Raw genomic sequence first — 14,434 nt, 5'->3', positions numbered from 1 at the left:
ATAGCGTCCCAACTAAGGCTATTGCCCTATGGTTTAGGGGGCAGATTTGACCGAAGGTTTAGTGAAGGAAGAACAACGAACCTTGGCCCAACCCAGGAAGATTCGCTCGATCGCGACGAAGTTCTCCATGTTCACCGCGATGCTCGTCTTCTGGGTCATCTCCGTAGTACTTGCGTACGACATCTCCGCGAACGCTGACGGGGTGAGATTGGGCAAGGTGGCGATCCTGCTGGCGATCCTGCTGCTGGTGGCCGGCACGATTGCCCGGTTCACGACGAGACTGCTGGTGAAACCGCTACTGCTGCTGCAGGAGGGGATCCAGGAGGCTCGCGCCGGACGGATGAAGAAAGTACAGCTCAGCAACACCGGTGATGAGATCGAAGTGCTGGGCGAGAGCTTCAACGCAATGATCGGGTCGCTGGCCGCCTATCAGGAACAGCTCAAGGAACACCAGGAACAGCTGGAAGAGAAGATCCGGAGCCGCACGGACGAACTCGAGCAGGCGCTGCAGAAGGCCCTTTCGGCCAGCCAGGCGAAGAGCGAGTTCCTGGCGAACATGTCGCACGAGCTACGGACACCGATGAGCGGTGTGATCGGGATGCTGGATCTGGTGCTCGACAGCCCGGTGAGCAACGAACAGCGCGAGCAGCTCAAGGCGGCTCAGAATTGTGCGCATTCGTTGTTGGGACTGCTGAACGACCTGCTGGATCTGTCAAAAATCGAGGCCGGACGGATGGTGATTGAAGAGATCCCGTTCGACGTCCGGCAACTTGTGCTGGATTGCGCGAAGACGCATCAGCTGCGCGCCCGCTCGAAGAATGTGGCGCTGACGTGGGAGGTGGATCCGGCCGTACCCGCGCAGTTGATCGGTGATCCATTGCGGCTGCGGCAGATTCTGGCCAACTTGTTCAGCAACGCGGTGAAGTTCACACCGGCCGGGTCAGTGCGGGCTTCGATCACGTCGGAGGCGCCGGAGCCAGGTGAGGAGAGCCGTGTGAATCTGCGGATTCGCGTCTCGGATACCGGTGTAGGCATTCCGAAAGAGAAGCTGGACGCCATTTTCGAGAAGTTTACCCAAGCGGATGGCAGCATCAGCCGGCGTTTTGGGGGCACGGGGCTGGGCCTGGCAATCACCAAGCGACTGGTCATGCTGCTGGGCGGACAGATCGAGGTGGAAAGCGAACCGGGCAAGGGCAGCACGTTTGTCGCGGTGATTCCGATGACGCCTGGCAGCAGCGAGGGCCGGGAGGCGATGAGGCAGAGTGCTTTGGCGCCGCCCGAGTCGGTGGATGAGAATGGCCGCGGCCTGATTCTGCTGGTGGAAGACAACCTGATCAACCAGAAAGTGGTCACCTCCCTGCTCCGCAAGAAAGGCTATACGATCGACGTCGCCAACAACGGACAACAGGCATTGGAGAGCCTGGCCGCAAAATCCTACCGGCTGGTGCTGATGGATGTCCAGATGCCTGTCCTGGATGGACTCGAAGCCACCCGGCGGATCCGCGCGGACCAGCGTTTTGCACATCTGCCAGTGGTAGCGATGACAGCGCATGCCATGAACGGAGACAGGGAACGCTGCCTGCAGGCGGGCATGAACGCCTACATCGCCAAACCGGTGGACCACAAGCACCTGCTGAGCCTGGTGGAGCAGTACATGGACCAGCCGTCGTTCCCGCTGCAGGACAAGCCCACGGCTGCGGCTCCGGCCAGGGCCAGTATCGGCTCCGCGTCGCGCATGATGGACGCCGATCCCGTGTTGCTGGGGCAGATGATGCAACTGTTTCTGCAACTGGCGCCGGAGCGATTGAAGAAGCTGCAGGCGGCCACCGAGTGCGGCGATCTGGCGTCCTTGCGCAGCGATGCGCAGAGGATCCAGAGCGCGGCTCAGAGCATCATGGCAGCGGGTGTCGCCGAAACGGCGGCCCGGCTGGATCGGGCGGCCGAGGTGTCCGATTTCGATGCCGCCCGCATCAGCCTCGAAGCCATGGAAGTGGAACTCCGCCGGCTGCAGGAGTCGGCGATCCCTGCCATCAGCTAGATCCGCTCCCAGAACTCCTCGTCCTTCTCCAGTTCGCGCAGCATCCGCTTTTCGTCGGGCGAGCCGTGCGATTCGAAGTGAATCTCGCTGAACTCCTTGCCGGACTCGTCCATGCCGCGCACCAGGCCGGAACGTATGTCATAGACCCAACCGTAAATTTCCATACGGGCGGTTTCGACCCGGGACCGGATAAATGGGTGGGTGAGCAGATTCTTCACCTGCTGGATAACATTCTGCTCGACCATGCGCTCCATTCGTTCGTGTTCATCTGCTCCCGGAAACAGTTTCTCGACTTCCCGGCGGGCGGGCGCGGCGTGCTGCACCCAGGCCGCCACGTTCGGCATGGAGGCCACTTTCTCGGGGTGCAGGATGCCCTTCATGGCTCCGCAATTGGTGTGGCCGCAGAGGATGATGTCGGTGATGCCCAGAGCCACCACGGCGTACTCGATGGACGCGACGGTGCCACCGCCATCGGCCGACCCCAGAGGGGGCACGATATTGCCTGCGTTGCGGATGAGAAACAGGTCGCCAGGTTCCGCCTGGAGCATGAGATTGGGTACGACGCGGGAGTCGGAACAGGTGATGAACAGGGCGCGCGGCTGCTGGTTTTCGGCCAGGTGCGCGAAGAGTTCGCGATGGCTTGGATAGACGTCGGATTGAAAGCGCTTAAGTCCCGTGAGGATGTCGATCATGCTTACTCCTAAGTCTGCGCCCGGCTGAGAGGACTCTGTCAGGGTACAACGCCGCCGCCACGCGCGGGAGTCTCTCATAGAATGAGATCCGGTTGTCAACGGGAGGCGTCCTCAAAATGGGTGTCGTCCGATATACAATAGTCGGCGGCTGAGGTGCCGAACGAATGGAAAGCAAGAACAAGAACACGTCACGCCGGTCGTTCCTGACCGGCCCGGCAGCGGCAGGCGCCGCATTTACGATCATGCGGCCTGAACTCGTCAAAGGCTGGGCTCCGGCAAAGCTGAAAGTCGGCCTGGTTGGATGCGGCGGCCGTGGCACACAGGCGGTGCTGGATGCGCTGAAAGGCGACTCGGCAGTGGAACTGGTCGCCATGGGCGACGCCTTCGAGGACAAACTGGAGAAGAGCCTGAGGGACCTGCGCACCAGAGCGGAGGCGATGAAGGCGGGAGACCGCATCAAGGTGGAGCCCGACAAGCGGTTCGTCGGCTTTGACGCATTCAAGAAGGTCCTGAAGTCGGATATCGACGTGGTCTTCCTGGCCACGCCACCCGGTTGGCGCCCAACCCATTTCGAAGCCGCCATCGAAGCCAACAAGCACGTTTTTTGCGAGAAGCCGTTCGGCGTGGACGGAACCGGCATCCGCCGCTTCATGGCCGCGGCACAGAAGAGCGTAGAGAAGAAGCTGACTGTGGTCAGCGGCGCCCAGCGTCGTAGCGATCCGTACTACCTGGAGAATGTCGACGCGCTGAAGAACGGCAAGCTGGGCGATGTTGTCGGACTGTACGCCTACTGGGTAGGTACGCCGGTCATTCAGCAGCGCAATGGCCGCGATGCGAAGTGGGGCGACATGGAATGGCAGCTCCGCAACTGGTATTCGAACCTGTGGATCTGCGGCGACCAGATTGTCGAGCAGCACCTGCACAACATCGACGTCTGCAACTGGGTCATGGGCACGCATCCGGTGAGTGTAGTGGCGACCGGCGGCGCGGCCTGGAGACCCAAGGACGAAATCCACGGCACCATCTTCGACCACATCTCGGCCGATTATGAGTATCCGAATGGTGTGCGGATGTCCAGCTACTGCCGCCAGTTCCCCAACGGCCTCTACGGCCAGGTGAATGAAGTGGTGGCCGGCGCAAAGGGACGCATTGAATTGACGCAGCCGCGCGGCGGCGTGGGCTACTATCTGGAGCACACGAAGCTTTACAAGTCGATTCGCGGAGACGGTCCATACATCAACGAATCGCTCGAGGTGGCCGCCAGCACGCTGACGTGCATCATGGGCCGCGAATCCGCCTATAGCGGCCAGAAGATCACTTGGGATATGATCTTGAATTCCAAACAGGACCTGATGCCCAAGGAAGACCAGTGGAAATATGACGGGAAGCCGGAAATCCCGGATTTCCCTGTTCCCGGCAAGTACAAGTTCATCTAGAATTGTTTGAAAGAAGTAAGGCCGGGCAGAGCGCCCTGAAATCCCGCTATCAGGGAGCGCTGCCCGGCCTTGCTGCGTCTGGCGGCCTCGCTAAGCGGGTAGGATGAAAGCAAATGCGACTTTCTTCCTACGGGCAGGCCTCGACCAGCCCGGCTCCGGTGAGCCGGATGATGGCTGAGTTCTCGCACGACTTCCGCGACGGTATCGACATCAACCTCGGCGTCGGCTATGTGAATGAGCAGACCATCCCGGTGGCAGGACTGCGCGAGGCCATGGAGGCGGTTGCCACGAACGGCGCCAGATACCGTCAGGCGTTCAACTACGGGAGTCCGGCCGGCTCGGCCAATCTGATCACGTCGCTGCGCAACTTCCTGACCGGACACCGAGTGGGCGGACTGACGGAAACCAGCCTCGCGGACAAGCGGCTGGCGATTGGCGCGTGCGGCGCTACCAGCATTCTCGACGCGCTGGGCGAGGTGTTGCCGCAGGGCATTGTCGTCACCTCGGATCCGATGTACTACATTTACGCCGAGGCGCTGGAGCGGCGCGGGTTTGAAGTGGTGACCGTGCCGGAAGACGCCGAGGGTCCTTCGCTGGATCTGTTGCGGGCGAAGCTGGACGGCCTGGGTCCCAAAGCGGATCGTATTTCGTTCTTCTACTTCGTCACGGTGAACAACCCGACGTGCACCTTGCTGTCCAACCGGAGAAGGCGCGCCCTGTTGCAGGTCGCGGAGGAGCTTTCGGCGGCCCAGGAGCGCAGGATTCCGATCATCTACGACCTAGCGTACGAGTTACTGCTGCACGATCCCGCGGTGGAGGCCTTCGAATCAGTCTTGCCCTTGGACAGTTCCGGCATAGCCTTTGAGATCGGGACTCTGTCGAAAATCCTGGCGCCGGCGCTACGCATCGGCTACATCCTGGGTCCGGACGGACCGCTGATGAACGCGCTGGTGCAGAAGACGAGCGACACAGGGTTCAGCGCGCCTCTGTTTGTGCAGGAGATGGCGAGCTATCTGCTGGATCATAAGATCGACGAGCAGTTGCGGACCGTCAATGCGGGGTACCGGCAGAAGGCCCTGGCGGTGCGGGCAGGCATCGAGAAGCATCTGGGCGCCCAGATTGAGGAATGCCGCGGCGGCAGCGCCGGCTTCTACTTCTACCTGACTTTTCGGGATGTAGAGACCCATCCCCGCTCAGCCTTCTTCCAATTTCTCACCAGGACTACCGGCACAGCCGAGGTGGACCAACTGGCGGGTTCCAAACGGGTGCGGGTGCTGTACATCCCCGGCGAATATTGTGTGCACCCGGGCGGTGATCTGGCCCTGCAAGGCAGACGACAGTTGAGGCTGTCGTACGGCTTCGAACACGCGCCTCGCATCGTAGAAGCACTCAGCATGATGCGCGAAGCGGCGGAGTACGCCAGAAGCTCGCAGCAGGTGGTTTGTCCCGGTTAGGATAAGAGACTGTGCTCAATTTATTCCTGTGTTACGCCCCTGGGGACCGGGCGCTTGCGCAGACGCTTGCGCGTAGATTGGAAGGCGGAGCGGAATGCCGGGTGACTTTGGAAGAACTGGGGCCGTCCGTTGGACCAACCGTCGCCGAAGCCTGGGATGGCGGAGTGGGGAACGACGCGATCCTGCTGCTGCTTTCGAAACAGGCCGTCCCGGAGCGCGCCTCCCGTTCCGACTGGGCGGCACTATTGGCGCATGTGGAAAGCAACGAGGATCCACCCGTGGCCTGCGTGCTGGCTGAGGACTGCCCCCACCCGGCGATCCTGGAACGGCGGCGTTTTTTCCGGTGGAGTGAAGACCCACTGGAAATGCTGCGTGCGCTGGAACGCTGGGTGGTCAGCCTGCATCCGCGCGATGCCGTGACACCGTTCTCCCTGGCGCCGCTGCCTGGCTTCACCAGCCGGGACGAAGAATTGGCGAAGTTATGGGATGCCCTGGTGGATCGCTGCGGAACTGCGGTGATCGGTGGAAAGACGGCGGGCAGCGGGAAGACCTGGCTGGCGCAGGAGTTCGCGCGGCGCGCCGGCGCGCACTTCCGCGATGTGGTCTGGATCAGTTGCGGCGACCGGCCCACGTCGCTGGTGGCCGGCGAAATCGCCTGGCAACTGGGTATTGCCGCGGAGGGAACCCCGGAAAGCCTGCTCGCCAGCGTGGGCGAGACGTTGCGGTCGCACCGGGTGTTGGTTGTGCTGGATGACGTTCGGGGTGCGACGCCGTTGATGGCCCCTCCGGAGGGTTTGGGCTCCGTGCTCATCACGACCCGGCAGGAAGGCCCAGCCCTGATAAAGATGACGTCGTGCAAAGCCGGCAACCGGCCGGCCTCAATGGAAGAAGAGGCAGAACGCTTGTGGCGAGCGATCACGCTGTGCCGGGGCGATGGGTTTTCCCTGGAACTGGCCGCGAGAATTGCGCAATTGCCCGGTACGGAAGCGGTTGCCGCAGCCGGATGGCTGGTGAGTCGCGGATTGCTCGACGCCCTGGATTCTGGCGGAACCGTTTTCCGTCTGGCAGGCGGGGTGTCCCTGGAGCCGGAGGAAACCCTGCGCTGGCGGCACGCGGAGGCACTTAGCGAGTTCTATCTCGACTGGCGGGATCAGCCGCTGCTGGTGCGCAAAATGATCGCGGAACTGGATGCGGCGCTCGAATGGGCGGTCCGCCAGGACTGGGCGGTGGCTGTACAACTCACCCGGCGCGCGTTCCTGTTCCTGTCGTCCGAACGGCGAAGGATGGAGTCCGCCCTGCTGATGAATCGGTTGCTGGAAGCAGCGAGAACACGCGGCGACCAGCAGGTGGTGAAGGACTGCGAGTGGGAGCTGTCCTGGTTCCAGGATGATCGCGGCGACATCTACCGGCCGGCGGAGGGCGGCGAGCAGATGTCGCTGTTCTGAGAGGGCTTTAGGCCGGAGATTGTTCGGCGGCGGGTTGGGCGAAGCGCTGCGAGAACCAGAAGGAGTGCTGCGTGGCGCCGTGGCTCTGGTAGTGTTCGAGACGCTCCCGCGCTTCAGCCACCGTGGGTACATGACCCGCCGGGACCCACCAAAGGCAGTAATGGGGAAGCTCCATGCGTTCGAACCACCGGGCGCGGTCCCGAAAGACTTCCACGTGGCGCGAGTTGTAGGTGTATTCCCGCAATGCCTCGATCGAAGTCCAGACGGACATATTCACCATGACGAACGGGTCGTCGGAGTAGGCAATTCCGGTGGCGTTGCCTGAGTCGACTTTCAGCCTCCAGACAAATCCGGGCGAAGACTCGGCGAGAGTGTTGATTTCGTCCAGTTGGCGGACGAAATCGGAGATGCGGGGATCATCGATCGGGGCGACCAGACGGGCGATGTTGATCTGCGCGAGGTGGAAGTCCATTTTGCAATTATGAGGGGCAACCGCCCCGAAACTGCCCTGGCGAGGTAAGGATTTACCGTTTCCCCGCTACCCTGCTATACTAGTTTGGTCTGACTGCGCCTGCCCGGTCATCGTGTGCGCCTGGTCTGAATAGGCTTGGCCTGTCCGGATTGACACACTTCCACTGGGATCCGTAGACTAAAGTTTTGTAGTTCGCAAACGGAGATCGTCTGTCTATGAAGACCGAATTTCCGTCCAAGAGCGAGATCACGCGCTGCTGGTTCGTGCTCGATGCCAGCGAGGCAGCTCTGGGACGGGTCGCCAGCAAGGCCGCCAAAATCCTGATGGGGAAGCATAAGCCGACTTATGTTCCTTTCCTGGACACTGGCGACCACGTCATCGTTATTAACGCCGATAAGGCCATCCTGACCGGCAACAAGGAATCACAGAAGCTCTACCGTCGGCACTCGGGTTACCCGGGCGGTCTGACGGAGACCCGCGCCGACAAGGTGCGCGCCACACGGCCGATCCGGTTGGTGGAAGATGCCATCAAGGGCATGCTGCCGAAGACGAAGATGGGCAAGCAGATGTATCGCAAGCTCAAGGTCTATGCCGGCGAAAAGCACCCCCACGAGGCCCAGCAGCCCACCGCGCTTGCCTCCGGCAAGTAGGCTCAATCGACGGAGAACAGATTAGAATGGCACTGCTTCAGTATCTTGGAACCGGCCGGCGGAAACGCGCCGTAGCCCGCGTCTTCCTGCGTCCGGGCACGGGCAAAATGACCGTGAACGGCAAGCCTTTGGACGAGTACTTCACCACATACACCAGCCGTTCGCTGGTGCGTCAGCCGATGGCGGCCACTGAGACCGCCGACAAGTTCGACGTTCTCGTGAACGCGACCGGCGGCGGCGTGATCGGTCAGGCTGGCGCGGTCCGTTTGGGCATCGCACGTGCGTTGATCGAGTTCAACCTCGAGCTGCGCGGCAAGCTCAAGGGTGCTGGCTTTCTCACTCGCGATGCACGCGAGCATGAGCGCGGCAAGTACGGTTTGAAGGGCGCCCGGGCCCGCTTCCAGTTCTCCAAGCGCTAGTTCGCTCCTCTCGGGCGGCTTCGTTCGGACTTCTGTACGAATTTCTGTCTTCTGGCCAGCCGCTCCTCCACCGGCAAATTTCGCTTTGGGCGCCGGTGGGTATGGAGCGGCTGGTCTTGCGTCAACCCCCCGGAAACCCGACCGGATAGCACGGTTCATCACAGGTGAACCAATGAAGGAGCAACCTTGCCCTCGATTTCAATGAAAGAATTGCTCGAAGCGGGCGTTCACTTCGGGCACCAGACCAAGCGCTGGAATCCGAAGATGAAGGAATATATCTTCGGCGAACGCAACGGGATCTACATTATCGACCTCCAGAAGACCTTGAAGCTGTTCAAGGACGCGATGCGTTTTGTCGGCGAGCAGGCGGCCATGGGAAAGACGATTCTTTTCGTCGGCACCAAGCGCCAGGCGCAGGAAGCCATTCTGGAAGAAGCCACGCGCTGTGGCATGTATTACGTGAACAACCGCTGGCTGGGCGGCCTGCTGACGAACTTCGTCACGGTCAAGCAGTCGATCAAGCGGCTGAAAGAACTCGAGGCGATTCTCGACGAAGGCAGCGGAGAGCGGCGCACCAAGAAGGAATTGATCCAGATGGAGCGCGAGCGCAAGAATCTGATGTCGAACCTCGCCGGCATCAAGGACATGGACGGCCTGCCGGACATGCTCTTCGTCATCGACTCGAACAAAGAAGACATCGCAGTCAAGGAAGCCCGCAAGCTCGGTATTCCGGTTGTCGCCGTCGTGGACACCAATTGCGATCCCGACATGGTGGATCATCCGATCCCCGGCAATGACGACGCCCTGCGCGCCATCCGCCTGTTCGCGAACAAGATCGCGGACGCGATGGTCGAGGGACGCTCCCTGGCCAGCGAGCAGGACTTCACGCCGAAGGAAATCGTGACCGAGGATGGCCCGGTGGAAGACATGTCGCAGTTTGCGCACTATGTGGACCCCAGGCTGAACGAGGATGTGCTCACGGAAGGCATCTCGGATCTGGACCTGCCCAGCACGTCCCTGCCGAAGAAGTCAGCCGAGCCTGCCGCCGAAGTCGCGGCCGAAACTCCGGCCAGCAACTAACCCATTCAATCCGGACGCGGCCTGCTGTAGCCGGGCCGCGTCCAATCATCCGCTCCCAGCTTGAACTGATCTGAAAGATATATCCCCATGGCAGAAATCACTGCGCAACTAGTCAAACAGCTCCGTGAAATGACCGGCGCGGGCATGATGGAATGCAAGAAGGCCCTGGTCGAAGCCAACGGCGACTTTAACGAAGCGCAAGTCATCCTGCGGAAGCGCGGCTTGGCCACGGCCGCCAAGAAGGCATCGCGCACCGCGAAGGAAGGCCTGATTGGCCTCCATATCAGCCCCGAAGTGAACCTCGGACTGCTGGTCGAAGTTAACTGCGAAACCGACTTCGTTGCCAAGACCGACGATTTCAAGTCCCTGGTCGAGGAAGTCAAGCAGATCATCCTCACGCACAAGCCAGTGGACGCCGAAGCGTTGAAGGCCCTGCCTTCCGCCTCGAGCCCTGCTTTGACTGTGGAGTCGCTGCTGAAGGAAAAGATCGCCAAAGTCGGTGAGAACATGAACGTTCCGCGTTTCGTGCTCCATCCGGCCGCCGGCGCCCTGGGCAGCTACACCCACCCTGGTTCGAAGCTGGTGGTCCTGGTGGACGTCACGGCCAAGAATCCCGCCACCCTGGAACGGCCTGAATTCAAGGAACTGATTCAGGACATTGCCATGCAGGTAGCGGCCGCCGACCCGAAGTTTCTCACTCGCGAGGAAGTCACGGCCGAGTACATCGCGAAGGAAAAAGAAATCCAGCGGGCGCGCGCCCTGGCGGAAGGCAAACCGGAAAAGATCGTCGACAAGGTGGTGGAAGGCCGCATGTCGAAGTTCTACGAGGAAGTCTGCCTGTTGGATCAGCCCTTCATCAAGGAAAATTCGGTCACCATCTCACAGTTGCTCGCCGACAAGGGTAAGCAGTTGGGTGACGAGATCGCCGTGGCGGCTTACGTGCGGTTCAAGGTTGGCGAAACTGCGGTAGCAGAAGAGCCCGCCGCCGAGTAAGTTTCACCGGCATCATGGAGCAAACGAAGATGGCGCCCCGGTATAAGCGAATCCTGCTCAAATTAAGCGGAGAGGTGCTGGCCGGCGGCGCCAGCTTTGGTATAGACGCGGAGCGCGTACGCGCCCTGGCGGGAGAAGTGGCGGAAGTCGCGCGAACTGGCGTTGAGCTGGGCATCGTGCTGGGTGGGGGCAACTTCTTTCGGGGGGTGGCCGCCGCGGCCCGCCAGATGGACCGTGTGACGGCGGACTCCATGGGCATGCTGGCCACTGTCATCAACTGCCTGGCACTGCAGGACGCCCTGGAGAAGCAGGGCATGCCGACACGGGTGATGACCGCGATTCAGATGCCGCAAGTGGCCGAACCCTACATTCGCCGCCGGGCCATTCGCCATATGGAGAAGGGTCGCATCGTCGTTTTTGGCGGGGGCACGTCAAATCCTTTCTTTTCCACCGATTCCGCGGGATCCCTGCGGGCGCTGGAGATCGGCGCCGAGATCCTGGCCAAAGCGACCGGCGTTGACGGGGTCTACGACAAGGACCCGCGTAAGCATCCCGACGCGGTGAAATACGACCGGGTGACCTACAGTGAAATGCTGGCGAAGAACCTGGCGGTGATGGATGCGTCGGCTGTTGCGATGTGCCGGGACAACAACATGCCGATTGTGGTCTTCAACCTCACCACGCATGGCAATATAATGCGAATGTCGATGGGAGAACCCGTCGGCACAATTATTGGGAACGCTCTATGAAACCTGGACAACAAACCTCAGCTCCGTCTGGCCAGTTCCAGAACGTGAAAGAAGTGGAAGCTTCCGCCAAGGCGAAGATGGAAAAAGTCATCGCCGGCCTGCAGCACGAGATGACGAGCATGCGCACCGGGCGAGCCTCGGTGAACCTGTTCGACGGCATCACGGTGGAAGCCTATGGCTCGCAAATGCCGATCAACCACGTGGCGACACTGCACGTGCCCGAGCCCACTCTCATCACAATCCAACCGTATGACGTTTCTCAGATGGGCCTCATCGAAAAGGCCATCCGAAGCTCGGACCTCGGCCTCAACCCGTCGAACGACGGCAAGCAGATTCGTGTACCAATTCCAACGCTGACTGAAGAACGCAGGAAAGATATGGTGAAGCACCTTCATCATGTCGCCGAGGAGCATCGTGTCCGCCTGCGCAACGTGCGCCGCGACTCCAACGAAGCGATCAAGAAGCTGGTCAAGGACAAGCTGATCAGCGAGGACGAAGACCGCCGCGGCCATGAGGAAACCCAGAAGTTGACCGATGCCTATATCGCCAAGATCGATCAACTGTCCAAGGGCAAGGAAAAAGACATTCTCGAAGTGAAGTAGCTGCCCCAGGACAGCTAACGCCGGGCGGTGATCACCGCTTCCCCACACCAGTTTTTCAGGGGTGGGCAGATGGTGATCACCGCCCGGTCTGTTTTTTCCAGGACCGTTACCGCGGCGCGGGCCCATGGCTTCTCGAACTTGCCGCGCAGCAGCCGCTTGGCCATGGCCAGCAGATTGAGATGCTGGACGCGGATGTCACCGAAGTGGGCTTCCAGCAACTTCAGTTCTTTACTTGAGAGGATGATATCCTCGCCCTGCTCCTCGAGCTCTCCTTCCACCCGTGCCCGCCATTGACGCGCCGCCTCCAGCAGCGGATTGCCCCCCCAGGTTTCGCATAGCACCAACCGCGCACCGGGCCGCATGATGCGCGCCAGTTCCTCCATCGCGCCAGGATACTTCAGGGTGTGGTGGAGGGAAGCGCAGGCAAAGACAAGGTCGAAAGCATTATCGGCGAACATATCGAGCGTGGATGCATCGGCCGCCACGCCCTTCACCCGGCGGGCGGCACCGCTGGCTTTTGCACGTTTCAGGCCCAGTTCCACGGCCAGGGGAGAGAGGTCCAGCAAGGTCACTTCGGCGCTCTCCGTGGCCATCCAGACCCCGAAATCGGCCGGTCCGCAGCCGTAGTCCAACACGCGCTTTCCAGGAAACGGTTCCATCTCCAGAGCTTGCATGGATGCCAGGTAAAGGCGCCGGCGCTCATAGAACGGATGAGCCGGGTTGCTGCAGTTCCCCACGAGGATCGACCGGTCGATGCGCAGGGCATGATCGGGCAATTCGAGAAACTGACGGTACTGCCGGTCGTAGAACTCGCGTTCCTGCTCGGCTGTAATCATTGCTTCACCGCCGGACCGTACAATGGCCGACCGCCCAGCGCTCCTGTCATTTTGCCCTGCCGCATTGCCGCCACCCCATTCACCCAGACCGAGTCTACGCCCACTGAGTACTGGTGCGGGTGGATGTAATCGGATTTGTCGGTAATAGTGGCCGGATCGAAGAGCACAAGATCGGCCTTCATCCCGGGGCTGATCATGCCGCGATCCTGCAACCCGAAGCGTCGGGCGGGCAACCCGCTCATCCTGTGAACGGCATCCTCCAGCAGCAGGACCTTCTTCTCCCTGACATAGCGGCCCATGATACGGGCAAAGGTGCCGTAGTTGCGCGGGTGGGGCAAATCGAGGCCGAATGCGGGGATACCCCCATCCGAAACGATCATGGTGAACGGATAGCGGAGGATGCGCTCAACATCTTCCTCGCTGATGGCGTGGTAGATCGCCGAGCAACTGCCCTTCAATTGGAGTTCGATAGCGACTTCGGTGGCGGATTCGGGGTTGACGGCGCGCCCCTGGGCGCGGGCGATGTCCGCGAGGCTTTTCCCCGCCAGTGACGAATCGAACCCACAGCTGGCAATGACGACATTCGCCGGATCTCCGGCCCCACGGTCGTTCAGGATCCGATCTATGATTTCCGCCTTAATCCGGGCCCGCGATTCTGGAGCGGCCAAGCGTTCCACCAGCGCCTTGCTTCCGCCCGCGAGGGACCACTGCGGAAAGAGCGCTCCGAGTCCCGTGGAAGAAGCCGTATAGGGGTATGCATCAACTGTGACGTCAACCCCTCTCGCCCGTGCCTCTTCGACCAGACGCAGAGTCTCCCGGCTGAGCCCCCAATTCTGCTTGCCGATGATTTTGTGGTGGGTGACCTGAGTCGGGAGGTGCCCTTCCTCACCAATGCGAATGGTTTCTTTGACACTGTCGAGGACCAGTGCGCCCTCATTTCGCATGTGGGAGGTATGCAGTCCACCGAGGGATCCGACGACTTTCCCCAATTCTATGACTTCTTCGGTAGAGGCATAATTCCCGGGCACGTAAAAAAGTCCGGTGGATAGACCGAATGCGCCGTCGAGCATGGCTTGCCGGGCCAGGGCTCGCATCTGGTCCAGTTCAGCAGCGGTCGCCTGGCGGTTCTGGCTACCCATCACCTTGGACCGGATAGTGCCATGCCCCACCAGGAGTCCGAAGTTCACGCCCAAGTGGCCCGCGATCTGGTTGAGGAATGGGCGAATGGGCAGCGGTGAACTGCCATCAGGGCCCTCAATGATTGTGGTGACGCCCTGCCGGATGAGATTCTCAGCGGCAGGAGCAGCTTGAATTCCGCGCAGGCCATGACTATGGGTGTCGATGAAACCGGGCGCGAGCGTCAAGCCGGTGGCATCGACTGTAAACTTCGCGGACACATCCCGAAGCTGGCCCATCGCGGCAATGCGGTCGCCCTGCACAGCCACATCCCCTAAAAACCAGGGACTACCCGCGCCGTCCACGATGTGGGCGTTTCGAATGAGCAGATCGTAGGTCTGTGCGAACGAAGGGGAAGCGAGAAAGAACCAAAGGATGAGCCCGCGAACCAT

14 protein-coding genes are annotated in these 14,434 nt (G+C 61.0%); 10 read left to right on the top strand and 4 right to left on the bottom strand.

Going from position 1 to position 14,434, the window contains the following annotated elements; translation table 11 throughout:
• Positions 1-46: 46 nt before the first annotated feature.
• The gene (locus tag ACR9Y2_RS13785) at positions 47-2,038 is read left to right on the top strand and encodes an ATP-binding protein (RefSeq protein WP_435041910.1); all 1,992 of its coding nucleotides are present in this window, start codon (positions 47-49) and stop codon (positions 2,036-2,038) included.
• On the opposite strand, the gene ACR9Y2_RS13780 is transcribed toward ACR9Y2_RS13785, so the two are convergent.
• On the bottom strand, positions 2,035-2,730 hold the full coding sequence (locus tag ACR9Y2_RS13780) for a carbonic anhydrase (RefSeq protein WP_435041909.1): 696 nt from the start codon (positions 2,728-2,730) through the stop codon (positions 2,035-2,037). The two genes, ACR9Y2_RS13785 and ACR9Y2_RS13780, sit on opposite strands and share 4 nt — an antisense overlap.
• 164 nt (positions 2,731-2,894) lie before the next feature.
• Here ACR9Y2_RS13780 and ACR9Y2_RS13775 point away from each other — a divergent pair, with 164 nt between their 5' ends.
• The 3 genes from ACR9Y2_RS13775 (at position 2,895) to ACR9Y2_RS13765 (ending at position 7,065) form a co-directional block, all read left to right on the top strand.
• Positions 2,895-4,166 (top strand): Gfo/Idh/MocA family protein, encoded by a 1,272-nt coding sequence (locus tag ACR9Y2_RS13775; protein ID WP_435041908.1) that lies wholly within the window; start codon positions 2,895-2,897, stop codon positions 4,164-4,166.
• Positions 4,167-4,279: 113 nt separating this feature from the next.
• Complete coding sequence (locus tag ACR9Y2_RS13770; protein WP_435041907.1) at positions 4,280-5,620, top strand: aminotransferase class I/II-fold pyridoxal phosphate-dependent enzyme; 1,341 nt, start codon at positions 4,280-4,282, stop codon at positions 5,618-5,620.
• Positions 5,621-5,631: 11 nt separating this feature from the next.
• Positions 5,632-7,065, top strand: coding sequence for a TIR domain-containing protein (locus tag ACR9Y2_RS13765; RefSeq protein WP_435041906.1), 1,434 nt, complete (start codon positions 5,632-5,634; stop codon positions 7,063-7,065).
• A 7-nt stretch (positions 7,066-7,072) separates the two neighbouring features.
• Here ACR9Y2_RS13765 and ACR9Y2_RS13760 read toward each other — a convergent pair whose 3' ends face one another.
• Positions 7,073-7,537 (bottom strand): DUF3291 domain-containing protein, encoded by a 465-nt coding sequence (locus ACR9Y2_RS13760; protein WP_435041905.1) that lies wholly within the window; start codon positions 7,535-7,537, stop codon positions 7,073-7,075.
• A 215-nt stretch (positions 7,538-7,752) separates the two neighbouring features.
• Between ACR9Y2_RS13760 and rplM the strand changes: the two genes are divergently transcribed.
• The 6 genes from rplM to frr all read left to right on the top strand — a co-directional run bounded on the left by rplM (position 7,753) and on the right by frr (position 12,030).
• Positions 7,753-8,187 (top strand): 50S ribosomal protein L13, encoded by a 435-nt coding sequence (gene rplM / locus ACR9Y2_RS13755; protein ID WP_435041904.1) that lies wholly within the window; start codon positions 7,753-7,755, stop codon positions 8,185-8,187.
• Positions 8,188-8,213: 26 nt separating this feature from the next.
• A complete protein-coding gene (gene rpsI / locus ACR9Y2_RS13750; protein WP_435041903.1) occupies positions 8,214-8,606 on the top strand; it encodes a 30S ribosomal protein S9 in 393 nt (130 codons plus the stop codon).
• Between the two features lie 186 nt (positions 8,607-8,792).
• A complete protein-coding gene (rpsB, locus tag ACR9Y2_RS13745; RefSeq protein WP_435041901.1) occupies positions 8,793-9,686 on the top strand; it encodes a 30S ribosomal protein S2 in 894 nt (297 codons plus the stop codon).
• Between the two features lie 87 nt (positions 9,687-9,773).
• Positions 9,774-10,679: a translation elongation factor Ts gene (gene tsf, locus ACR9Y2_RS13740; RefSeq protein ID WP_435041900.1), complete on the top strand. Its 906-nt coding sequence runs from the start codon at positions 9,774-9,776 to the stop codon at positions 10,677-10,679.
• A gap of 29 nt (positions 10,680-10,708) precedes the next feature.
• Entirely contained in the window at positions 10,709-11,428 is a 720-nt protein-coding gene (pyrH, locus tag ACR9Y2_RS13735; protein WP_435041898.1) for a UMP kinase, read from the top strand.
• A complete protein-coding gene (gene frr / locus ACR9Y2_RS13730) occupies positions 11,425-12,030 on the top strand; it encodes a ribosome recycling factor (protein WP_435041897.1) in 606 nt (201 codons plus the stop codon). The genes pyrH and frr overlap by 4 nt, the downstream gene beginning before the upstream one ends.
• Positions 12,031-12,044: 14 nt before the next feature.
• Here the strand turns inward: frr and ACR9Y2_RS13725 are convergent, their stop codons facing one another.
• Together ACR9Y2_RS13725 and ACR9Y2_RS13720 are read right to left on the bottom strand one after the other, a co-directional pair.
• On the bottom strand, positions 12,045-12,866 hold the full coding sequence (locus ACR9Y2_RS13725) for a class I SAM-dependent methyltransferase (protein ID WP_435041896.1): 822 nt from the start codon (positions 12,864-12,866) through the stop codon (positions 12,045-12,047).
• Positions 12,863-14,434, bottom strand: coding sequence for an N-acyl-D-amino-acid deacylase family protein (locus ACR9Y2_RS13720; RefSeq protein ID WP_435041895.1), 1,572 nt, complete (start codon positions 14,432-14,434; stop codon positions 12,863-12,865). Before ACR9Y2_RS13720 ends, ACR9Y2_RS13725 begins: the two co-directional genes overlap by 4 nt.

The organism is Paludibaculum fermentans (assembly GCF_051172195.1).
GTDB lineage: Bacteria > Acidobacteriota > Terriglobia > Bryobacterales > Bryobacteraceae > Paludibaculum > Paludibaculum fermentans_A.
This window is presented reverse-complemented; position numbering and strand designations above follow the sequence as displayed.